A 23,100-nucleotide genomic window follows, 5' to 3' on the forward strand; every position below is an offset into this window, starting at 1 on the left:
TACCCGGCAACGAAAACCCTTGCGCTAAACAACGAAGTAAATGCGTATAGATTCAGTCGCTTAGCGCGCGACTTCCTTAAGATAGGTATTGCGGGCAGCAAATGCGGTAGGCGTGAAATCTGTAAATACACCGTCAACACCGGCTCGGTAAAATGCCAGGTATTCTGCCGTTGGATCCCCCTTGTAAGCACCTGCCAGGTATTTCGCTTCGTTGCGGAAGGTGAATATATGAACGAACAAACCAGCCTTATGCGCGTCGCTAATCAGGCTGGTTGGCTTGATGGCGTCGACCTCGGCCAAGCCAGCTTTGGACGACGAATCTTGGGCTGGAGCGACGGTGAGCGACATTGCCTGCGGCTTCCACGGACCGATGCCGTCGGCGTAGGTTTTGACCTCCGCCAATCCTGCCGGCGTAAGCATCGCACCGAAGGAGCGTGGGTCGCCCGCGACGGTCCAGCTATATGGGCGGCCGCTGACGAAAGTATTGGGTTTGTCAGTGATGAAAATGGTTTCGCCGGTCTTGAAGTTCATGCCGTTTCCATCGACTAACTGAACCGCTTTGGATTTCAGGCCGATAGAGCGCAGGTATTTCAAGCTGGCCGGGTCAAAGCTTTGCACAAAGACCGGGGCGTCTTTGCGATTGAGATCGTTGTCTTTGAGGGCTTTGAGGAATGCGTTCTCAAACGGATGGCTGCCCGGTGCGCCGCAACCATTGGCAATGGCCTGGGCATTGTTCCAGATTGGATTTTTGCTTTCTGGATAGGTTGTAATGACGCGGCCCGTAGCTGCGCTTTTCGCTTTTGCAATGTCGATCACTTCCTGAAAACTCAAAATCGGCAACTTGCCGTTCAGGTCGGTTGGGCGCTGGTCGCGGGCATCGTAAGTGGTGCCGCCTATCCATTGCCTCAGTTCGGCCATCGTGAAATCACTGATGGACCAGTCGTTGGTATGGTCTTCGCCATCAACGATTAATGATTTCAATACTGATTTTGGATCGTTGGGGTCGGTCAAGTCGCTCAGGTACTGTGTTGGACCATTTTCTGTTGTGGCGGGATATCTGACATTGATCATTACGCCTGGAACAGTGCGCTTACGGCTTGCAACGCTGGCATTCGTCTTTGCGACTTCGCTGATGTTGGTGTTGTCGCTCAACCAGGGATTGTGGCGTGCCACCAATACACAGTCTTTGGTCATGTGCAGATCCAGTTCGAGCGAATCTGCGCCGGCATCGGCTGCATTTTCGTAAGAAGACCGGGTTTCTTCCGGATACAGTCCCGGCAGGCCGCGATGCCCGATAACCAAGGGGCGCGCACCGTCAAGGGTTTTGAACGAAGCAGATGCGGTTGACCCAGCGCCAGGCAAATTCCCGTTCATGCTGTTGCAAGCGCTCACTAGCAAGCCGCCTCCGAGAATGATAAAACGGGTAAGGGATTTTGTGGCAAGGGGCGGAGCTAGGCGAGTGTACATGTATCGTCCTTCAAGATGGTAGGGAGCGGCTATCAAGCGATAGTAGCCTAAACACGTGACAAAATCATGACGATGCAAGTACGGCCGTCGAGCCCGATTTTGAGCAGATCCAATGGGACAAAAACGGGACAAGGGCGTAAATAGAAAAGGGCCAGCATGTAGCTGACCCTTATGTATTCTGGCTCCCCGACCTGGACTCGAACCAGGGACCTGCGGATTAACAGTCCGTCGCTCTACCAACTGAGCTATCAGGGAATTGGGAAATTAATTTTTTGCGGGAAAAATACCAGATTGCCGGAACAATGAAAAAAGGCCCTCAAGTCTGAGAGCCTTATATTCATTGGTGCCGAGAGCCGGAATCGAACCGGCACGCTGTCTCCAGCGCGGGATTTTGAGTCCCGTGCGTCTACCTATTCCGCCATCTCGGCAACGCGTCCGCTATTATGACTTAATTCTGCGGTGCGATCAATAGCCTTTGTATATGAACCTGTTGCCCGGAATATCCCGCCTAGCGCCGATATTTCCTTGGCAACAGGCCTTAATTGGCCGCGCGCTGGTACAGGCGGAAGCGTTCATCCCTGTCGGAGGGCCGGCGGCCGGTCCACAGCAGCTTCCAGTTACCTTTGAACTCGCGCCAGATCGCATCGTCGGACTTGACCGAGATATTGTCCTGGTAGAGCAGGAAATCGCAATGCTGTTGACCGTATTCGCCGAACGGGATGTCGCCGAAATAGGCGAACGATGCGCGCTGCGCCGGGCCGACGTTGGTGTCCACGCATTGCTTGACGGTCGGCAGATGTTGGTCGATCTGCGCGGCGACGCCGGCATAGCTCTTGCTGTAATTGATCCACGGCAGCCACAATGTAGTGAGCAGCAGCCAGCACAGGATCACGCCGCCGGACGACAGCACCACGGCGCGCCACAGTACCGAGGGCCGGCGCGACAGGCGCCAGTTCACCAGTAAAATCCAGAATACCGAACCGAGGATGGCGATCGCCAGCGCCATCAGGTTGAACTCAGGCTTGAAGCCGGGCGCCAGCTTGTAGACGTTCTTGGCGAGCTGCGCCGGCCAGCCGCTTTCCTTGGCGATCCAGGCCAGCCAGATGAAGGCGGCGCAGGCGGTCAGGGTCATCACCGAGAACCAGTCGACGGCATTGATGGCGCCGCGCTTCATGGTTGGCAGGCCGAATGCGGCCAGGATCACCAGTGCCGGCAGCAAGGGCAGCAAGATGCCTTCTTCCGGATGCGGATTCAGTAGCAGTACTAGCGTCAGGCTGATGAAAAATGCCAGCGGCAAGGCGATATGCAGCGTCGAGCGCTGTTCACGCCAGGCGTATACGGCCCAGCCGGCGAACGGCCAGGCCGGCCAAGCAAACCAGATGCCATATTTAAAGTAATACGATAGGGCGGTCCAGGTTGGCCAGCTCAGTTGCTGCAGATTGAATGTTTCCCAGGCGACGCTGCGGTCGACGCCGTGCGGCAGCAGGGCGCAGCTTGCCGCCAGCCAGACGCCGCCGACGAGCAGCGTCACCGGCAAGGTCACCAACAGCAAGTCTTTGACGATCGCTTTTTCCCGCATCAGGGCCAGCGTCAGCAGCCCGCACAGCAGGGCAAGCGGCAGCACCCAGCCGCGGGTCAGGATCAGCAAGCCGAAGGTCAGGCCGAGCAGGGCGGCGCTGCGGATATTGCGCGCTTCAAACAGGCGCACCGCGACATAGATGGAAAACGCTACCAGCGAAATCTGCAGGCTCTTGGCAGTGGCTTCGTGGCTGTGCGACAGCAAGCCCAGGCAGCCCAGGTAGATCAGGAAAGCGCCGTCGGCCAGGGTGCGGCCGAAGTCTAGCGGTTCAGGCTGGCCGCCAAAGGCCAGCCGTAGCGGTTGCGCTTCGGTGCGCCGGCCCAGCAGATAGGTGGCGTACCAGACCGAGAGCGAGCCGACCAGGAAAAACGTCACGGTAGAGAGGCGGGCCGCCAGCGGATCGCTGAGCAGCCAGCCGAACAGTTTGATGAACAGCGCGCCTATCCAGTAGGTCAGCGGGCTTTCAGCCGGCATCGGCAAGCCGACGATGTTCGGCGCCAGCCAGTCGGCCAGGCCGCCGTGAGCCATGGTCCAGGCAATGCCGAAACTGGAGGCATCTTCATTTTTCCAGGGATCGCGCCCGATCAGGCCCGGCAGGATATACAACAATCCCAGTGCCCACAGCCCCCAGCGTGGCAGTGCGCTGGTGGCGGAAGCAGGGAGACGGACGGGCTTCATCACAATGGTATTTGATCAATGTTGAATTGCTGGGTATTGTGCCGGATAGCAGGGTACTACGCTATTGCTGAGAGTAATTTTTGTTCTTGATGTTCTCAAGCGTACATACAATTATTTACTATTTATCAAAGAGTTAGCTATGCAGAGAGCTGCCGTCGCGAATCCTGATAAATAAAAAAAGGCAGCCGCAGCTGCCTTTTTGAACAAACGGTCGAATTATTGATTCGCGATCGCTGTTTTGGAACCGACAGTACCGAATTTCTTGCGGAACTTGTCAACGCGGCCGGCGGTGTCGACGATCTTGTGCTGACCGGTGTAGAACGGATGCGATTCCGACGAAACTTCAATCTTCACCAGAGGGTATTCTTTACCTTCGTGGGTGATGTTTTCGCGAGTCTGGATGGTCGAACGTGTGATGAACTTGAAATCGTTCGACACGTCGTGGAACAGAACTTCGCGGTAATTTGGGTGAATGCCGTCTTTCATAATTGCCTCAATTGAGTGGTAGCCAATCAATCACTTCGTCGGTCGTCTTGCTTCTTGACCCGATTGTCGATCACTTGCCGGGGGTGGAAAACCGCAAATTATACAATAAATCCCGGCTCGGATTGGGAAAAATCAATGAAATCAGTGCCTTGGATGGGTAAAAGGGCAGTGTTTCCCTGTTTTCTTTCGTGCCGGGAATGCCGGGCGAGCGGCGCCGCTCCCCCAGCATTCCTAGGTTTTTGAGCGTTACACTACAGCGGTTTGATTGCCGCTTTTACGGTATAAATACAATGTTGCAATCAAGCCACATATTGCCGCGGCAGTCATCCACATGCCCGGCGCGCCCTTGTCGCCGGTGTATTCGATCAGGCCGGTAGCGATGGCCGGGGTGAAACCGCCGAAAATCGCCGTCGCCAGGCTATAGGCCAGTGAAAAGCCTACGGTGCGCACTTCGACCGGCATGATTTCGGTCAGGGCCACCACCATTGCGCCGTTATAGCTGGCGTACAGGAAGGACAGCCACAGCTCGACCATCAGCATCTTCTGGAAAGTCGGATCGGCCACCAGCCACGACATGGCCGGATAGGCGGTCAGGATGGTGAGGACGGTAAACGCTATCAGCAGCGGCTTGCGGCCGATGCGGTCGGACAGCGCGCCCATCACCGGCAGCCAGATGAAGTTTGAAATGCCGATGCAGAAGGTCACCAGCAGGGCATCGGTGGTGCTCAGGTGCAGCACGCTCTTGCCGAAGGTCGGCGTGTAGACCGTGATCAGGTAGAACGATACGGTGGTCATCGAGACCAGCATCATGCCGGCAATCACCAGGCCCCAGTTATCCACCATCGAGCGCAGGATTTCGCGTACCGGCGGCTTGTGCTTGCGCGCCATGAATTCCTCGGTCTCCTGCAGCGAGCGGCGAATCACGAACAGCACCGGCACGATCATGCAGCCGATGAAGAACGGCACGCGCCAGCCCCAGTCGGCGATCTGTGCCGGCTGCAGCCATACTTGCAGGCCGAAGCCGAGCGCCGCGGCGACGATGATCGCCACTTGCTGGCTGGCGGACTGCCAGCTGACATAGAAACCCTTGTTGCCCGGCGTCGCCATTTCCGACAGATAGACCGAGACGCCGCCCAGTTCCACTCCAGCCGAAAAGCCTTGCAGCAGACGCCCGATCAAGACCAGGAACGGCGCCGCATAGCCGATGGTGGCGTAGCCCGGCACGAAAGCAATCAGCATGGTGCCGAGCGCCATCAGCGCCAGCGTCGTGATCAAGCCTTTGCGGCGGCCCACCCGGTCGATATAGGCGCCGAGGATGATGGCGCCCAGCGGACGCATCAGGAAGCCGGCGCCGAAGGTCATGAAGGTCAGCATCAGCGAGGCAAATTCGTCGCCGACCGGGAAAAATGTCTTGGAGATGTAGGTCGCGTAAAAACCGAACAGGAAGAAATCGAACATCTCCATGAAGTTACCGCTGGTAACCCGCAGAACTGTGCCGAATTTCGATTGGCTGGATTGTGTAGTCGCCATTATGTGCTTGCGAAAAAGGAGGTTCGCAAGGATAGCATTTAACCGGAAGGCTTGTTTTGACTATGTAGGATGATTCTGTACGTATCCGTTGCTTAAAATCATTAATTGCATCGTTTGACTGCCGCTTCAGGGGAGAAGTGCGCTGCCCTCATTTCGCAACGCGAAAAAAAATCCGACGTGCTTGCGCAGATCAGATTTTTTTGGCTTCCGGTTACAGCTGGCTGCAACCGGAACGTCCAACGTTGATCAGCCGCCCCGTCGCATCATGTCGAAAAATTCGGCATTGTTCTTGGTTGACTTCATCTTGTCGAGGATGAACTCCATCGCTTCGATTTCATCCATGCTGTACAGCAGCTTGCGCAGCACCCAGATCTTTTGCAGCTGGTCAGGCTTGATCAGCAATTCTTCGCGGCGGGTGCCGGACTTGTTGAGGTTGATAGACGGGTACACGCGCTTCTCGGCGAGGCGGCGTTCCAGGTGGACTTCCATGTTGCCGGTACCCTTGAATTCTTCGTAGATCACGTCATCCATGCGGCTGCCGGTTTCGATCAGGGCGGTAGCGATGATGGTCAGCGAACCGCCTTCTTCGATGTTGCGGGCGGCGCCGAAGAAACGCTTCGGACGTTGCAGCGCGTTGGCGTCGACACCACCGGTCAGCACCTTGCCGGAAGCCGGGATCACGGTGTTGTAGGCGCGTGCCAGGCGGGTGATCGAGTCCAGCAGGATCACCACGTCTTTTTTCATTTCAACCAGGCGCTTGGCTTTTTCCAGCACCATTTCGGCGACTTGTACGTGACGTGTGGCCGGTTCGTCGAAAGTGGATGCAACCACTTCGCCGCGCACCGAGCGCTGCATTTCTGTCACTTCTTCCGGACGTTCGTCGATCAGCAGGACGATCATCACGGTGTCGGGATGGTTGGTGGTGATGGCATGCGCAATGTGCTGCAGCATGACCGATTTACCGGACTTCGGCGACGCCACCAGCAGGCCGCGCTGGCCCTTGCCGATAGGCGCGATCATGTCGATGATGCGGCCGGTGATGTTTTCTTCGCCGCGCATGTCGCGTTCCAGCGGCAGCGGCTTGTTCGGGTGCAGCGGCGTCAGGTTTTCAAACAGGATGCGGTGCTTCGACGCTTCCGGCGATTCGCCGTTGACCTTGTCGACCTTGACCAGTGCGAAATAGCGCTCGCCGTCTTTCGGCGTACGCACTTCACCTTCGATCGAATCGCCGGTGTGCAGGTTGAAGCGGCGGATCTGCGAAGGCGAAATATAAATGTCGTCGGTGGACGCCATGTAGCTGGCGTCGGGCGAGCGCAGGAAGCCAAAGCCGTCAGGCAGGACTTCGAGGGCGCCGTCGCCAAAAATCTGTTCTCCTGATTTCGCGCGCTTTTTCAGGATCGCGAACATCAGCTCTTGTTTGCGCAAACGCGCCGCGTTATCGATGTCCAGGCCGATTGCCATTTCTAGCAGGGCGGAGACGTGTAACGCCTTCAATTCAGATAAATGCATAGGTATGAGTGTCCCGGGATGGGAAATATTGGGTGGGGGAGGGAACTGCGTGGTGTAGTCAGTAAAACACAAGCGGCGATGCGGGCGCACCGCCGCGGTTGTTATTATAGGTTTTGATCGATGAATGCAGTCAGCTGGCCCTTGGCCAATGCGCCGACTTTTTGAGCGGCAGGAACGCCGTTCTTGAACAGGATCAGTGTCGGGATGCCGCGGATGCCGTGCTTGGCCGGTACTGCCTGGTTGGAATCCACATCCAGCTTGACGATCTGCAGCTTGTCGCCGTATTCCTTGGCGACTTCTTCCAGGATAGGGGCGATCATCTTGCATGGGCCGCACCACTCAGCCCAGAAATCGACCAGGACCGGTTTGTCGGATTTGAGTACGTCTGCTTCAAAAGCTGCGTCGGATGTGTGTTTAATATGTTCGCTCATGGTTTCCTCAGTGTGAGGGGAAAATAATCAATGTGTGCCAAGACGACTTACCATTCCTGCTTGGTGGCTGCCTGCGGCGTTCCCTATTCTAGTGAATAAGTGGGGATGCCGTGCGCGAATTCAAGTTTCTGTGGGTGTGGTAAGAGGTGTTGCGGCGGGATATTCACTAAATAATAACCGATTTTGATAAAAAGTGTGGTGCATGATCTTATTTTGCAGCGTTTTTTTGAGGGGCTCGCATAAAATGACAGGTAATTGTTGCAAAAAAAGCCCCTCGCCAAAGCATCTGTTTGCGAGGCGGTACGCATATCCGCAACACCTCAGTGAGTCTCATGTCCTTAAAGTCCATACACATTGCGCCTTCTGTCAACTTCTGGCCTGCCGCCGCGAGCGCCTTGCTGGCGGCCTGCCGTGGGGACAATGACGATATGCGCGATTTCTCGCACTGGCGAGTGATCCTGCCGACCTTTGCTCATGCACAGCAGCTGAAAGCGGCGCTCAGCGCGCAACTGGGCGGGACCTTCCTGCCGCCGCAATTCTTTACGCTGTCCGGTTTGCTGATGACCATGCCGCCGTTGCCGAATGTATTGCCGGCCAGCGAGCGGCTGATGCGGCTGTATGCCGAACTGCGCCAGCATGGCTGGCTGAAAAAATTGTTCACCGCGCGCCGCAATGCCGATCTGCTGCCCTTGGCTCAAACCTTGTTAGCGCTATCAGATGAATTGACGCAAGCTATGCTGCCGTCGCTGCACACGAGCGGCGATGGAGACGATGGCAGCGATGGCGACGAGATCGCGCAACGCTGGCAGCACGCGCTGGAACAATTGTCGCCAGACGCACGCAAGCTGCTGTCGGATGAAACCCAGCTGGTGTGGTCGATCTGGAAAAGCCAGCTGGATGCCGACGATGCGATCGCCGCCCGCTTTGGTCAAATGTTGCAGCTGGCCGGGAGCGCCAGCCAGCCCATGGTCTGGATCAGTTCGGTGGCGCCGGAACCATTGGAGCAAGCCTTCCTCGATGCCTATGCGCGGCAACAGCAAGTATTGACGATCACGCTCGACTGGCGCGCTCCGGCCTTATTGCCGGTTTATGCGCTGGCTTGGCCGGAGATGGTGGAAGCCGCCAGCGCCGCCGGGCCGGCGGAACATGCGGCGCATGATTATGCGCTCTCCACTGAACTGGCATTGTGCGCAGCGCAGAGCGTCGAAGATGAAGCAGTGCAGGGCGCGCAAATGGTGATCGACTGGCTGCAGGCCGGCAAGAGCAATCTGGCGATCGTGGCGCAGGACCGGGTAGTGGCGCGGCGCATCCGCGCCTTGCTGGAGCGGGCACAGATCCATGTGGCGGATGAAACCGGCTGGAAGCTGTCGACCACCCGCGCCGCCTCAGCCATCTCGGCCTGGTTCGATGTGATTGCCGCGCGTGGCGAAACCACTGCCTTGCTCGATTTGTTGAAGTCGCCGTTCGTCCTGAACCAAGCGTCCAGCGATCTGCTGCACGATGCACAGGACAGCATTGCCAACAAATCGGCGCTGGTGATGAAGATAGAACTGCTGCTGCGGCGTGCCAACGTGCTCGGTGAATGGCGCGCGGTAACCAGCGCGCTCAGCGCGGCGCCGGCCGAGCAGAAGGCGGTGGCCTTGCTGGCGCAGCAGGCCGGCTTGTTCAGTGGCCGCAAGAATCTGCGCGACTGGATCGCCACCACTACCGCGGCGCTCGACACGCTGGGCATCAGCGCAGCGCTGAATGCCGATTCGGCCGGCCAGCAGATCCTGCAGCTGCTGCAGAATATCGCGCCGCCGGGCAATGATTTTTCTGCCCTGTTTTCGTTTCCCGAATGGCGCGCACTGGTCAACCTGCAACTGGACGACACTAGCTTCATCAGCGCCATCAACGACCGTCGGGTAGTGATGCTGCCGCTGAACGGCGCCCGCTTGCGCAGTTTCGATGCCGTGCTGATGGTCGGCGCGGATGCCGATCACCTGCCGTCGCAGCCGCAGGAAACCCTGTTCTTCGCCAACACCGTACGGCGCGAACTGGGCCTGGCGACACGTGAAAGCCGGCAGCGCCAGCAATTGCGCGACGTGGTCGAACTGCTGGCCATGAATCCGCAAGTGGTGCTGTCCTGGCAGGCGCACAAGGATGGCGAACCGAACCCGGTCAGTCCCTGGATCCAGCGCCTGCAGTTGGCGCTGGCGCGCGCTGCTGCGCCCGCATTGCCAGAGCTGCGGGCGGCGATTGCCGTGCAGTGTTTGCAGCCGGCGCCATCGCGCATGCCGGCGCCGGCCGCCGCGCAGCTGACGCCAGGCCGGCTGACCGCCAGCGCCTACAACAGTTTCATCGCCTGTCCTTACCAGTTCTTCGCACGCCGCATGCTGGGCCTGGCCTCGCTCGATGAGTTATCCGACCTGCCGGAGAAGCGCGATTACGGCGGCTGGCTGCATGAGATCTTGGAGACCTACCACGAAGCCCTAAGGGACCAGCCGCTGCCGCAGCAGCAGCGCGAAGCCTTGCTGACGGCCATATCGAAAAAGCTGTTCGATGCCGTCATCAGCAAGAATGCAGCCGCGCTGGGCTATTACGCGCGCTGGCAAAAGGTGATCGCGCCGTATGTGGCTTGGGCCAATGAACACGAGGCCGCAGGATGGCGCTTTGTGTTTGGCGAACAGGCTTATGAAAAGCTGTTGCCGCTGGCGGATCGCGACCTGACCTTGCACGGCCGCATCGACCGCATCGACGAAAACGATGGCGGCGAACGCGCCGTGCTCGACTACAAGACCAACAACCTGCTGGTGCTGAACAAGAAACTGAAAGACCACGAAGACCATCAACTGGCGTTCTACGGCTTGCTGTCCGACCGGCCGGTGGCCTCGGCGCATTACGTCGCGCTGGAGACCACCAAGGACAAGGTCGGCGACGTCAGCGCGCCAGACTATGAGCAGGCGCAAGGCGCGCTGGCGGCGCAGATAAAAATCAACGTCGAGGCGATTGCCGGCGGCGTCGGCCTGCCCGCCAACGGCGTCGCTTCGGTCTGCCAGTATTGCGATGTGCGCGGCTTGTGCCGCAAGGGAGCGTGGTGATGAGCGAGCCAATTACTTTGCCGAGCGCTTATCGACGGAATGGCAATGTGGTCGCAGCCCAGGACTTCACCAATGCCGCCTGCGATCCCCAGCATTCAGTGGTGGTGGAAGCCTGCGCCGGCAGCGGCAAGACCTGGCTGCTGGTGGCGCGCATGCTGCGCCTGCTGCTGGCCGGCGCCGCGCCGTCTGAATTGCTGGCGATTACCTTTACTCGCAAGGCGGCGCAGGAAATGCGCGAACGCCTGCTGGAGCTGCTGCAGGACCTGGCGCTGCAACCGGAAGCCAAAGTACGTAGCCTGCTGCTGGAACGCGGCATTGCGCCGCAGGAGCTGACGCAGGTAATGCCCGCTGCGCGTAATCTGTATGAGCGCGTGCTGGCCAGTCCGCAAAGCCTGTCGATCGATACCTTCCACAGCTGGTTCGCGCGGCTGCTGCAGATCGCGCCGCTGGCCTCCGGCGTGCCGCACGGTTATTCCCTGACCGAAAAGACCGGCGAGCTGCTGGCGGATGCCTATCTGCGTTTCATGCAATCGCTGAACGATGAAGAGAACAGCGCAATCAAGGATGATTTGCTGGCCATGTACCAGCTGACGGGCGACTTTAGCACCAGGAAGCTGCTCAATGCCTTCGTCGACAAGCGGGCAGAGTGGTGGGCGGTGGTCCGGCAGGGCGCCGATGTGCCGCTGGAATGGTTGCGCGAACTGTGCGGCGCCGATGCCGAAATCGACGCCCGCTTGTCATTGTGGGCAGACGACAAGTTGTCGTCGCAGGTGAAGCAGATTGCCTGGCTGCTGGGGCAGGGCTCGGCCACCAATCAGAAACGCGCCACTGCTATCGAGATGGCGCTGACGGCCGGCGCCGCGGTGGAGAATTTCGACGCCTTGTGTCATCAGTTTTTCGACGATAACGGCAAGCCCCGCAGCAACGGCAAGGCCAAGGATTTCCTCAAGGCGCTGGAAAGCAGCCTGGGCGGCGATGCCCTGGATGCTTTCGACGAGCAGTTTGGCGCCACCGGCGCGGCGCTCCAATTATTGCGCAAGCGCAGCCACGAACGCACCGTGCTGAGCATGAACCAGCATTTGTTCAGCGTCGGCAATGCCTATCTGGAATGCTATCAGGCGCTCAAGGCCGAGCAGCGCGTGTTCGATTTCGCCGACCTGGAATGGCAAGCCTACCGCCTGCTGACCAATCCGGAAAGCGCAGCGTATCTGCAGAGCCGGCTTGACACACGCTACAAGCATATTCTGCTGGATGAATTCCAGGACACCAATCCGCTGCAATGGAGCATCGTGCGCGCCTGGCTCAGCGCCTATGGCGAAGACGCCGGTCAGCCCAGCGTGTTTGTGGTGGGCGACCCCAAGCAATCGATCTACCGCTTCCGCCGCGCCGAGCCGCGCGTGTTTGAAGCTGCCCGCACCCTGTTGCAGCAGCAGGGCGCCACGGTATTGCAGGCCAACCAGACCCGCCGCAATGCCAGCGCCATCGTCGAGGTGCTGAACGCCAGCTTCCGCGCCAATCCCTTGTTTTCAGCGCAAACCACGCTGGGAGAAGTCGGCGGCGCGGTGTGGCGTTTGCCGCTGATCCGGCAAGTCGCTGACGACGCGGCAGACGATGAAGCCGTGCCAGGCTTGCGCAATCCCCTGACCACTGCACGCGAAGAGTCGGAAGATGCGCGCCGCCGCGACGAAGGAGCGCAGCTGGCGCAAGCCCTGTGGCATGCCCGGCAAGCACTGAGCGTGCGCCAGGAAAACGGCAGCCGCGGCTTGCGCTGGTCGGATGTGATGCTGCTGGTGAAGAAGCGCAGCCATCTGGGCGCCTACGAAAGCGCCTTGCGCGCAGCCGGCATCCCGTTCATGTCCGACAAGCGCGGCGGCTTGCTGGAGTCGCTGGAAATCTCCGACCTGATCGCCTTGCTGACTTTCCTGATCACGCCGGACGATGCACGCGCACTCGGCCATGTGCTGAAATCGCCGATCTTCGGCGCCAGCGACGACGACCTGATCGCCCTGGCGCAACGCGGCGAGCGCGGCTGGTGGGCGCGCCTGCGCGCCGCGGTAGCGGCTGAAGCGGCGGCGCCGGCGCTGCAACGCGCTGCCGCCTTGCTGGAGCAATGGCTGCTGGCGGCGCCGCGTTTGCCGGTGCATGACCTGCTCGACCAGATCCTGCACCAGGGCCAGCTGCTGGCGCGCTACGCCCAGGCGGCAGCGCCGTTGTCGCGCAGCCAGGCCATCGGCAACATCGAAACCTTTGTCGAGCTGGCCCTGAACATGGATGCCGGCCGCTATCCCAGCCTGCCAAAGTTCATCGACGCCTTGCGCGGCCTGCAAAATGCCGCCGGCGGCGATGCGCCCGATGAAGCCAGCATAGACGCCGCCACTGACGCCGTACGCATCCTCACCGTGCACAGCGCCAAGGGTCTGGAAGCGCCGGTGGTGGCGCTGCTGGACGCTAATCACAGCAAGCCCGCGCGCGACGACTACGGCATCCTGTGCGACTGGCCGCAGGATGCGGAAGCGCCACAGCACTTTTCGGCGTTCGGCAACAGCGCCGAGCGTGGGGCCGCGCGCGACCCTCTGTTCGCGGCCGAGGAAGGCTTCAAGATGCAGGAAGACTGGAATTTGCTGTACGTCGCCACCACCCGCGCCAAGCAACTGCTGATTGTCAGCGGCGTTGCCGGCAGAAGCGGCGGCGTCACCGACGACAGCTGGTATGCGCGGCTTGAACAAGTGCCGGAAACCGCCATCGATGCAATTGCAGAGCATGAAGCTGCTGCCAGCGACGCGCAGCGCTTCCAGCAGGAGATCTTTGATCCGCCGCAGTTGCCACCGCCGCTAAGCGTGGTTGCCGCGACTTTCGACAGCCAGGCAATCGCCGAAGGCATCGCCTTGCACGGCTTGCTGGAAAGAGTCACCCAGCACGGGCAATGGCCGGTCGTGCTGCCGGCCGCCGAGACGATCGCGCGCTGGCTGCCATGTCCGCTGGCAATGGCAAAACAGGTCCGGCTGCAGGCGCAGACCATTCTCGGGCAAAGCGAGCTGGAGCATTTTTTCAATCCGGCCCTGCATCTGCATGCGCGCAATGAAATGGAAATCATCGCCGATAACGCAGTGCTGCGTTTCGACCGCGTGGTGGTGTTCGAGAACGAGGTCTGGATCCTGGATTACAAGCGCAATTTGCTCGACAATGAACGGGCGGCCTATACCGCCCAGCTGCGCAGTTACCGGCAGGCGGCCCAGCCTGTGTTTGCCGATAAGCGCCTGCGCACGGCGCTGCTGACAGTAGACGGGCGCTTGTCGGAAATCGACTAGCGACAAAAAAGCCCTTATTTCGTGACAGAAAATAAGGGCTTTTTCAATTCAGGACAGGCGGCGATCAGCGATGATGCGGCGCCGCGTATTTCTTTTCCAGCCGGCCCACCAGCGTCGCCAGTATCATCGTCATGGCGAAATACACCACCGAAATGGTGATGTACGGCTCCCAGTAACGCGAATAAGCACCGGCCACAGTCCTAGCCGCGTAAGCCAGTTCGGCCAGGCCGATGGCGGACACCAGCGAAGAGTCCTTGAGCAGGGTAATGGCTTCATTGCCGAGCGGCGGCAGCATGCGGCGGAAGGCTTGCGGCAGCACCACGTAGCGCATGGTCAGCTTGTAGCCCATGCCAAGGCTGGAGGCGGCATAACTCTGGCCGCGGTCGATGGACTGGATGCCGGCACGGAAAATCTCGGAAATATAGGCGCCGGCATTCAGCGACAGGGCCACCACGCCGGAGATGAAAGCGCCGTAGTCTTGCTTGATGGTGCGCGCCAGTTCGCCGGAAATCAGCAAGCCGTTGTCCTGGTGGATCAGCACCGGCATGACGGCGAAGTGGATCAGCAGGATCTGCACGAACAGCGGCGTGCCGCGGAAGAAGGCCACATAGAAGCTAGCCAGTCCCTTGACTACGCGGAAGGGCCATTTCCAGGGACCCTGCTTGACTTCAGCCAGGCGCAGCATGCCTAGAAATAATCCGAGGATGGTGCCGATGATGATACTGATCACGGCGACCTGCAGCGTCATGAAGAAGCCTTTGACGAATAGCGGCGCGTAGCCTTGTATGATGCTCCAGCGGAAATCCATAAATTATTGAGAAGAAATGATGCGAGGATGAAGACGGACACGCAAGCCGGCATGAGGGATTCACCATGCTGCGCATAAGGATATTAAAAAATTAGCGGAAAATTATACCGTAGTTGCCGCAGACCGCCAAAAAACGGCAGTCTGCGGACTCGTAGCACAATTACTTGGCGTTGCCAAAATACTTCTGGTTGATCTTGTCGAAACTGCCATCCGCCTTGACGTCGGCCAGCCCTTTGTTGATTTTCTCCAGCAGTTCGGCATTGCCTTTGCGTACCGCAATGCCGTAGTACTCTTTCGGGAAACCGGCGTCGGTCACCACGCGGAAGCTGGCGGATGGATTGTTGGTAATGTAATTCCGCACCACCGGATCGTCGGCCACCACGGCGTCGACGCCGCCGCTTTCGAGTTCCTTCAAGGCCAGCGTGGTGGAATCGAAACGCTTGATGCTGGGGTTGTTCTTGCCGACCAGGTTCTGCACCACTTCGTCGCCGGTGGTTGCGCTTTGCACGCCGATCTTCAAGCTCTTCAGGTCGCTGAACTGCTTGACCGAGGTATTGCCTTGCGGGACGGCGATCAGCTGGCTGGCTTCGAAATAAGGTGTTGAAAAGTCCACCGTCTGCTTGCGTTCATCGGTAATGGTGATGGCGGAAATCAGCAGGTCGCGGTCGCCTTGCGCCAGGAAATTAAAAATCCCTTCAAACGGCGTCGGAATGAATTTCACCTCGATGCCGATTTTGGCCGCGATCGCCTTCATCAGATCGATATCGAAACCGACCACTTCCTTCTTTTCGTTTTCCGCGGAAAACGGTGCGTAGGCCGATTCCACCCCGACTACATACAGGGTCTGCTTGGCTGCCGCGGCCGGCGCTTCTTCTTTTTTACTGCAGGCGCCGAGCGCGAGCAGGCTCATGCTCAGGGCGCACAGCGGCAGATAGCGGCTTAACAATTTTTTCATGGTGTTCTCGCAAAAATAAGTCGGATGGTGGTCGGCTTCATCATCGGCATCGACGTCGGATTTATAGCTTCTCTTCTGCGAAATACTTCTTGTATATGCGGTCTTCCGTGCCGTCTGCCTTGATCAGTTCCAGGCCGTGGTTGAGCTTGGCAAGCAGTTCGCTGTTGCCCTTCTTGACCGCGATGCCGTAGTACTCCTTGGGGAAGGCCGGATCGTTGACGATGCGGAAGTTCTTGCCCGGATTGTTCTTCACGAAATTAGTGACCACGCCGTTGTCGCCGACCACGGCATCGACGCCGCCGCCTTCCAGTTCCTGGAACGCCAGCGGCATCGATTCGAAGCGCTTGACGCTCGGGCTGTTCTTGCCGACCAGGTTCTGCGCCGCTTCATCCGCGGTAGTGCCGCTCTGGACGCCGATTTTCTGGGCTTTCAGGTCTTCGAACTTGGCGACCTTGGAACTGGCTGGCAGCACGATCAACTGCTTGGCGACGAAGTAGGGCTCGGAGAAATCCATGCTTTGCTTGCGCTGGTCGTTGATCGTGATGGTGGAAATCAGGATGTCGCGGTCGCCCTGGGCCAGCGCATTGAACAGGCCGTCGAACGGCGTATTGACGATCTTGACCTTGATGCCGGCCTTGTCAGCCACGGCTTTCATGATCTCGACATCGAAGCCGACTAGTTCCTTCTGTTCATTCTCGGATGCGAAGGGGGCATAAGCGCCGTCTGCGCCGACCACGTATTCGGTGGTGGCCGCAGCTGTTGTTGAGGAAGCTTCTTTTTTGCCGCAGGCAGTCAGCACCGCCAGCGAACACAGCAGCGCCAGCGCGGGAAGATATCGTTGTTTCATTTTAGCTCCCGGCTTATTTGGCTGTGTCGGCGAAATACTTGGCGTAGATCTTGTCGTAGGTACCGTCGGCCTTGATCGCCGCCAGTCCCTTGTTGACCTTGGCTAACAGTTCCGCATTGCCTTTCTTGACGGCGATGCCGTAATACTCTTTAGGAAAGGCCGGGTCCGCGATAAAGCGGAAACCTTCGGACGGGTTGTTCTTGATGTAGTTCTTGATCACGCCATTGTCGGAAACCACAGCCTCGACGCCGCCGCCTTCGAGTTCCTTCATCACCAGCGTCGCCGATTCCAGACGCTTGATGTTCGGGTTGCTCTTGCCCAGTTCCTTTTGCACGATTTCATCGCCGGTGGTGGCGCTTTGCACGCCTACCTTCATGCTCTTGAGGTCGGTGAATTTGGTGACCTTGGAATCCTTCGGCACCACGATCAGCTGATTCGCTTCGAAGTAGGGCTCGGAAAAGTCGACCGTCTGCTTGCGTTCGTCGGTGATGGTGATGGCCGACGCCAGCAGATCGCGGTCGCCCTGCGCCAGGAAGTTGAAGATGCCTTCAAACGGCGTGTTGACGAACTTGATCTTGAAACCGCCCTTGTCGGCGATGGCGTTCATGACGTCGACATCGAAGCCGACGATTTCCTTTTGTTCATTCTGGTACTCAAACGGCGCAAAAGTCGCTTCGGCGCCGACCAGATATTCCTTAGGCTCGGCCGCTGCCGTGGTTTTCGGCTCTTGCTTGCCGCAGGCAGCCAGCAACAGCGCCGCGGACAGTACGCACAGACTCAGATTGAAAATTCGTTTCATTGAATATCTCCTGTAAATATCGGTAAAGTGTTCGATTCGTTCGATTCATATCAACAACGAAATGGTTTCCCGGGAATGGCTGCCGTTGCCGGCCATGTTATCGCAGGATAAGATTATTGTTTTGATAATATTGTCGGAAATAATTCGCTATTTTAGATTCATCTTTGTATTTCACAATGATTTATATAGATCATTGCGCATAAAGGCCCCTGGCGGTTCATGCCACACGGAAATAAATTCATGTATCGCAGCTTGACCCTGACGCCGGAACCCAGCCTGTCGGCCGGCATCTGAGTCAGCCAGGAATTGCTGGACTTATCTGCCAGTCGACTGCCGTGGTCATGGCCTGGGCGGTTGCAACCCCTTGGCGTACTTAGTGCAGGCTCTTGAAGGCCTTGGCAAGCGACAGGATCTCGCCGGTGGCATTGCCGTCGTAGCCGTGCAGCTGGTTGACGATGGCGCGGAACGAGGCTGACTGCAGGATGTCGATGACCTGCTGCATCAAGGGATCTTTCATGGCGCTGACCGGCACCGCAAAGAAGTAGCGTTCGCGGATCAGGGGGATGAAGTCCAGGCCGAAGCGTTCGGCGGCGGTCTGGACCCCGAAGCCGACATCGGCCATGCCGCTGGCGATGAAGGCGGCAATTGCCGAGTGCGTGAATTCCGCCGTCTCGAAACCATCGATGGCGGTCGGCGATAAGCCTTGCCGCGACAGCATCAGTTCCAGCAGCATGCGGGTGCCCGAACCCGGCTGGCGATTGACAAACAGCACGCCGTCGCGACTGAGGTCGGCCAGGCTGACTATATGTTTCGGATTGCCGGGGGCGACCATTAAGCCTTGGTTGCGTACCGCTAGATGGATTAAACAATGCTTGTGCTTGTCCAGCCAATGACTGTAGCTAGCCACGGCAGCTTCTTCAAACTCCCCCAGCGGTACGTGAAAGCCTGCCAGGTCGCATTCCTCGCGCGCCAGCGCCGCCACCGCATCGGCGCTGTTGCGATAGCGCAGCTCCACCGGCAAATGCCGTTCGTTCAGCTGGTTAAGCAGCGCCGCCACGGCAAAGCCATGGCTGGCGTTGAGCCGGATCACCTGCGGCTGGACGCTGACCGCCTTGCTCAATTCGCCTTCCAGTTCCGACGCCAGGCTTTCCAGCGTCGGCGATAGCCGCGCCGCAATGCGGCGATCGGCCCAGATCAGTTTTTCCGCCAGTGGCAGCAATTCGCTGCCGCGGCCGCGCCCGGTTTGTATTAATGGGTGGCCGAACATTTTTTCCGCTTCCCGCAGCAAGCCCCAGACGTGCCGGTAGGAACTGCCGATCTGCTTGGCGGCGTTGGCGATCGAGCCGGTTTCTTGGATCGCTGTCAGCAATGCCAGCAGCACGGCAGTATCCAGCGGCTGCTCGGCGTCGCGCGAGATTTCCCAGTGCGGTTTGATTTTGACTTTAAACATTATGCAAAATATAGCCTATTGAGTATGCGCGCTGCTAGTGATATTTTCCAATCGTGTAAGGGAAATGAAAATATTTCACACATAAAACTATATGTAAGTAATTACCTATGGTACATATAATACTTTTTCATTTCCGGGGGGAATTAGATGGGGTTTCTAGATAAACAACGGACCATTGCAGGTCCTGGTTTCAACCGCTGGCTTGTGCCGCCGGCGGCGTTGGCGATACATCTGTGTATTGGCATGGCTTATGGTTTTTCGGTGTTCTGGCTGCCGCTGTCGAAGGCAATCGGGATCAAGGAATCGGTGGCCTGTTCTAAGGATATGAGTTTCTTTGCTGAAATATTTGCTAGCAATTGCGACTGGAAGATTTCGATGCTGGGCTGGATTTTCACCATGTTCTTCGTCTTGCTGGGAACCTCGGCGGCAATCTGGGGCGGCTGGCTGGAACACGTTGGTCCGCGCAAGGCTGGGTTCGTGGCCGCGCTGTGCTGGTGCGGCGGCCTGCTGATTTCGGCGCTAGGCGTTTATGAGCATCAGATCTGGCTGATCTGGCTGGGTTCCGGCCTGATTGGCGGCGTTGGTCTCGGCCTGGGATATATCTCGCCGGTGTCGACCTTGATCAAATGGTTTCCGGACCGCCGCGGCATGGCGACCGGCATGGCGATCATGGGTTTCGGCGGCGGTGCGCTGATCGGCAGCCCGCTGGCGGACAAGCTGATGAAGCATTTCGCGACGGATGCCTCGGTCGGCGTGTGGCAGACATTTGTAGTGATGGCACTGATTTACCTGGTGTTCATGATGGCTGGCGCTTTCGGCTACCGGATCCCGCCCAGCGGCTGGAAGCCGGCCGGCTGGACCCCGCCGGTGGCCAGCAGCAACGCCATGATCACGCAGCATCACGTGCATGCCAGCAAAGTCTGGGGCATTCCGCAGTTCTGGCTGGTATGGCTGGTGCTGTGCCTGAATGTGTCGGCAGGTATCGGCGTGATCGGCATGGCGTCGCCGATGCTGCAGGAGATGTTCGGTGGCCATCTGCTCGGCGTCACCACGAAGTTTTCCGAGTTGTCGGGCGACCAGGTGAAGGCGATTGCCGCGATTGCCGCGGGCTTTACCGGCCTGATCAGCCTGTTCAATATCGGCGGCCGCTTCGTCTGGGCTAGCTGCTCGGATTACATCGGGCGCAAGATGACATATGTGGTGTTCTTTGTACTTGGTTTTGTGCTGTATGTAAGCCTGCCTTGGTCCGGCACGACTGGCAGCGTGGCCTTGTTCGTGGCGGCGGTGTGCCTGATTTTGTCGATGTACGGCGGCGGCTTTGCTACCGTGCCGGCTTATCTGGCGGACTTGTTCGGTACGCAGATGGTGGGTGCGATCCATGGCCGTCTGCTGACTGCCTGGGCGACCGCCGGGATTCTCGGGCCAGTGGTGGTGAACTACATGCGCGAGTACCAGCTCGGTTTGGGCATGCCGCGCGAATCGGTTTACAACACCACCATGTACATCCTGGCCGGGATGCTGGTGCTGGGCTTGCTGTGCAACCTGATGATCCGTCCGATCGCAGCCAAGCATTTCATGACGCCGGAAGAACTGGCGCGCGAAAAGCAGCTGGCGCGCGAGCAGGCTTCGGCCAAGGGCGAGGCAGTGCTGCCGCCTGACGTGATGGCGCGCATCGGCAGCGGCGGCAGTCCTGCGCTGTTGTGGCTGTCGTGGGCAGCAGTAATCATTCCGCTGGTCTGGGGGATTTCGATCACCCTGCAAAAGTCGGCGGTGCTGTTCAAGTAAGTATTTAGGGCAAGTGGATAGGCAACTAAATAGACAAGGCTAGTAAAAGCAGCAAGGGGACAGGGCGTGCAAGCCAACGCAGCGTGGCGCACGCTCCTGTCCCAGTAATATAAAGCAGTTGGCATAAAACTATAAAAGCAGTAATGGCAGTACTGATTTCAAGACACACCGCGGCAGGCTGAACCGGGATGCATGGCTGTTCATAAAAACAGCATCCGGTGCGGGCGCCATTTGTAGTGCTGAATCCCGGTAGGAGACTGTTGTGAAGATGCAAATCGAAGCTAGTGTTCCGCAAGCTGTGCCGTCGGACCCGTCTGTCGACCTGAATCAGGTCAGATCCATTATTCAAGAATTCAAGACGCTGCCTGGCGCCATGCTGCCCGTGCTGCATGCGATCCAGGATGCGCTCGGCCATGTGCCGCCATCGGTGGTGCCGCTGATCGCTGATGAGCTGAATCTCTCGCGTGCTGAAGTGCACGGCGTGATCAGCTTCTATCACCATTTCCGCCAGCAGCCGGCTGGCCGCCACATCGTGCAGATCTGCCGTGCCGAAGCTTGCCAGGCAGTCGGTGCCGATGCGTTGGTGGCGCACGCCAAGGCGGCCCTGGGCTGCGACTTCCACGGCACCAGCAGCGATGGCCAGTTCACGCTGGAGCCGGTGTATTGCCTGGGGCAGTGCGCCTGCGGCCCGAACATGCAGATCGATGACGATCTGCACGCCCGCGTCAGCAACGACAAATTCAATCGCGTGTTGCGCGCCAAGCGAGGTGTGCAATGAGCGCTCTCAACACCCCGGTCACCATCTATGTCCCGCGCGATTCGACCGCGCTTGCGCTCGGCGCCGACCAGGTTGCCGCGGCAATCGCGCAGCAGGCGGCGCAGCGCGGCATCAGCATCAACCTGGTGCGTAACGGCTCGCGCGGCATGTTCTGGCTGGAGCCGCTGGTTGAGGTGGCGACCGCGGCAGGGCGCATCGGCTACGGTCCGGTTGAAAGCGACGATGTCGCCGCGCTGTTCGACGCCGGTTTCCTCAGCGGCGCCCAGCACAGTTCAGCCCTGGGGCTGGTCGAAGAAATACCTTATTTGAAAAAGCAGGAGCGCCTGACCTTTGCCCGAGTCGGCATCACCGATCCGCTCTCGCTGCCAGACTACCTGGCGCATGAAGGCTATGCCGGGCTGCGGCGCGCCCTCGGCATGTCGGGCGCAGAGCTGGTGCAGGAAGTGCTGGATTCCGGCTTGCGCGGCCGCGGCGGCGCGGCTTTTCCGACCGGAATCAAATGGAAGACGGTCGCTGCAACCAGTGCCAAGCAGAAGTACATCGTCTGCAATGCCGATGAAGGCGATTCCGGTACCTTCTCTGATCGCATGGTGATGGAAGATGATCCTTTCATGCTGATCGAGGGCATGACGATTGCCGCGCTGGCAGTAGGCGCCACGCGCGGTTATATCTACGTCCGCTCGGAATATCCGCACGCCATCGCCGTGCTGAACCAGGCCATCGCCACGGCCAACAGCGCCGGCTATCTCGGCGATAACATCCTCGGTTCGGCCAGCAGCTTCCACCTGGAAGTGCGCAAAGGCGCCGGCGCCTACATCTGCGGCGAAGAAACCGCCTTGCTGGAAAGCCTGGAGGGCAAGCGCGGCGTGGTGCGCGCCAAGCCGCCGCTGCCCGCCATCGAGGGCTTGTTCGGCAAACCGACTGTCATCAACAATGTGATCTCGCTGGCCTCGGTGCCTATCATCCTGGCGCGTGGCGCCGCCTTCTACAAGAACTACGGCATGGGCCGTTCGCTGGGCACGCTGCCGATGCAGCTGGCCGGCAACATCCGCCGTGGCGGCCTGGTGGAAAAGGCTTTCGGCGTGACCTTGCGCGAATTGCTGCAGGACTTTGGCGGCGGCACCGCCAGCGGCAAGCCGATTCGCGCGGTGCAGGTCGGCGGCCCGCTGGGGCCTTACCTGCCGCCATTGTTATTTGATACCAAACTCGACTACGAAGCCATGGCGGCGGTGGGCGGCATGCTGGGGCATGGCGGCATCGTGGTGTTTGACGATAGCGTCGACATGGCGAAGCAAGCCAGATACGCGATGGAATTCTGCGCGGTCGAATCCTGCGGCAAATGCACGCCTTGCCGCATCGGCTCAACCCGCGGGGTAGAGGTGATCGACAAGATCGTTGCAGGTGAATCTCATGTCGTCGTGCAACAGATCAAGCTGCTGCGCGATCTGTGCGACACCATGGTCAACGGTTCCCTGTGCGCGATGGGCAGCATGACGCCGCTGCCGGTGCTGTCGGCGCTTGACCACTTCCCCGAGGATTTCGGCAAGGGCCAGCTCGGCCAGGCCGCTTGAGATATTTTTCAGATCAGCAGCATAGACACGACTAACCCA

The 23,100-nt window shown here is 59.0% G+C and carries 16 protein-coding genes and 2 tRNA genes; 5 read left to right on the top strand and 13 right to left on the bottom strand.

Annotated features, from left to right (window positions below):
• Positions 1 to 60 precede the first annotated feature (60 nt).
• The 8 genes from BCF11_RS15930 to trxA all read right to left on the bottom strand — a co-directional run bounded on the left by BCF11_RS15930 (position 61) and on the right by trxA (position 7,680).
• Complete coding sequence (locus BCF11_RS15930; RefSeq protein ID WP_098495599.1) at positions 61 to 1,467, bottom strand: glycerophosphodiester phosphodiesterase family protein; 1,407 nt, start codon at positions 1,465 to 1,467, stop codon at positions 61 to 63.
• 179 nt (positions 1,468 to 1,646) lie between these two features.
• A tRNA-Asn gene (locus tag BCF11_RS15935) sits at positions 1,647 to 1,722 on the bottom strand.
• 86 nt (positions 1,723 to 1,808) lie between these two features.
• A tRNA-Leu gene (locus BCF11_RS15940) sits at positions 1,809 to 1,895 on the bottom strand.
• A gap of 110 nt (positions 1,896 to 2,005) precedes the next feature.
• On the bottom strand, positions 2,006 to 3,724 hold the full coding sequence (locus BCF11_RS15945) for a glycosyltransferase family 39 protein (protein WP_098495600.1): 1,719 nt from the start codon (positions 3,722 to 3,724) through the stop codon (positions 2,006 to 2,008).
• Between the two features lie 216 nt (positions 3,725 to 3,940).
• Entirely contained in the window at positions 3,941 to 4,210 is a 270-nt protein-coding gene (locus BCF11_RS15950) for a type B 50S ribosomal protein L31 (RefSeq protein WP_038486217.1), read from the bottom strand.
• A 246-nt stretch (positions 4,211 to 4,456) separates the two neighbouring features.
• Positions 4,457 to 5,740, bottom strand: a complete 1,284-nt coding sequence (locus BCF11_RS15955) for an MFS transporter (protein ID WP_098495601.1) — start codon at positions 5,738 to 5,740, stop codon at positions 4,457 to 4,459.
• Between the two features lie 246 nt (positions 5,741 to 5,986).
• Positions 5,987 to 7,249: a transcription termination factor Rho gene (gene rho / locus BCF11_RS15960; RefSeq protein WP_014004861.1), complete on the bottom strand. Its 1,263-nt coding sequence runs from the start codon at positions 7,247 to 7,249 to the stop codon at positions 5,987 to 5,989.
• Positions 7,250 to 7,353: 104 nt separating this feature from the next.
• Positions 7,354 to 7,680 carry a thioredoxin TrxA gene (gene trxA / locus BCF11_RS15965; protein WP_098495602.1) on the bottom strand — a complete coding sequence of 109 codons (327 nt, stop codon included), beginning with the start codon at positions 7,678 to 7,680 and terminating at the stop codon, positions 7,354 to 7,356.
• Positions 7,681 to 8,012: 332 nt separating this feature from the next.
• On the opposite strand from trxA, the gene BCF11_RS15970 reads away from it, so the two are divergent.
• Both BCF11_RS15970 and BCF11_RS15975 read left to right on the top strand, forming a co-directional pair.
• Positions 8,013 to 10,760, top strand: coding sequence for a PD-(D/E)XK nuclease family protein (locus BCF11_RS15970; RefSeq protein ID WP_098495603.1), 2,748 nt, complete (start codon positions 8,013 to 8,015; stop codon positions 10,758 to 10,760).
• Positions 10,760 to 14,068, top strand: coding sequence for an exodeoxyribonuclease V subunit beta (locus tag BCF11_RS15975; protein ID WP_199110881.1), 3,309 nt, complete (start codon positions 10,760 to 10,762; stop codon positions 14,066 to 14,068). Before BCF11_RS15970 ends, BCF11_RS15975 begins: the two co-directional genes overlap by 1 nt.
• A gap of 64 nt (positions 14,069 to 14,132) precedes the next feature.
• On the opposite strand, the gene BCF11_RS15980 is transcribed toward BCF11_RS15975, so the two are convergent.
• The 5 genes from BCF11_RS15980 to BCF11_RS16000 form a co-directional block, all read right to left on the bottom strand.
• The gene (locus BCF11_RS15980; RefSeq protein ID WP_098495605.1) at positions 14,133 to 14,876 is read right to left on the bottom strand and encodes an amino acid ABC transporter permease; all 744 of its coding nucleotides are present in this window, start codon (positions 14,874 to 14,876) and stop codon (positions 14,133 to 14,135) included.
• A gap of 160 nt (positions 14,877 to 15,036) precedes the next feature.
• Entirely contained in the window at positions 15,037 to 15,831 is a 795-nt protein-coding gene (locus BCF11_RS15985; protein WP_098495606.1) for a basic amino acid ABC transporter substrate-binding protein, read from the bottom strand.
• Positions 15,832 to 15,892: 61 nt separating this feature from the next.
• Positions 15,893 to 16,678: a basic amino acid ABC transporter substrate-binding protein gene (locus BCF11_RS15990; RefSeq protein WP_098495607.1), complete on the bottom strand. Its 786-nt coding sequence runs from the start codon at positions 16,676 to 16,678 to the stop codon at positions 15,893 to 15,895.
• 13 nt (positions 16,679 to 16,691) lie between these two features.
• Positions 16,692 to 17,477: a basic amino acid ABC transporter substrate-binding protein gene (locus BCF11_RS15995; RefSeq protein WP_098495608.1), complete on the bottom strand. Its 786-nt coding sequence runs from the start codon at positions 17,475 to 17,477 to the stop codon at positions 16,692 to 16,694.
• Positions 17,478 to 17,850: 373 nt separating this feature from the next.
• The gene (locus BCF11_RS16000; RefSeq protein WP_098495609.1) at positions 17,851 to 18,927 is read right to left on the bottom strand and encodes a substrate-binding domain-containing protein; all 1,077 of its coding nucleotides are present in this window, start codon (positions 18,925 to 18,927) and stop codon (positions 17,851 to 17,853) included.
• Positions 18,928 to 19,074: 147 nt separating this feature from the next.
• Here BCF11_RS16000 and BCF11_RS16005 point away from each other — a divergent pair, with 147 nt between their 5' ends.
• The 3 genes from BCF11_RS16005 to BCF11_RS16015 all read left to right on the top strand — a co-directional run bounded on the left by BCF11_RS16005 (position 19,075) and on the right by BCF11_RS16015 (position 23,061).
• Positions 19,075 to 20,712 (top strand): OFA family MFS transporter, encoded by a 1,638-nt coding sequence (locus tag BCF11_RS16005; RefSeq protein ID WP_098495610.1) that lies wholly within the window; start codon positions 19,075 to 19,077, stop codon positions 20,710 to 20,712.
• A 268-nt stretch (positions 20,713 to 20,980) separates the two neighbouring features.
• On the top strand, positions 20,981 to 21,490 hold the full coding sequence (locus BCF11_RS16010) for a formate dehydrogenase subunit gamma (RefSeq protein ID WP_098497530.1): 510 nt from the start codon (positions 20,981 to 20,983) through the stop codon (positions 21,488 to 21,490).
• Positions 21,487 to 23,061 (top strand): NADH-quinone oxidoreductase subunit NuoF, encoded by a 1,575-nt coding sequence (locus tag BCF11_RS16015; RefSeq protein WP_098495611.1) that lies wholly within the window; start codon positions 21,487 to 21,489, stop codon positions 23,059 to 23,061. The genes BCF11_RS16010 and BCF11_RS16015 overlap by 4 nt, the downstream gene beginning before the upstream one ends.
• Positions 23,062 to 23,100 lie beyond the last annotated feature (39 nt).

The organism is Collimonas sp. PA-H2 (genome assembly GCF_002564105.1).
Classification (GTDB): Bacteria; Pseudomonadota; Gammaproteobacteria; order Burkholderiales; family Burkholderiaceae_D; genus Collimonas.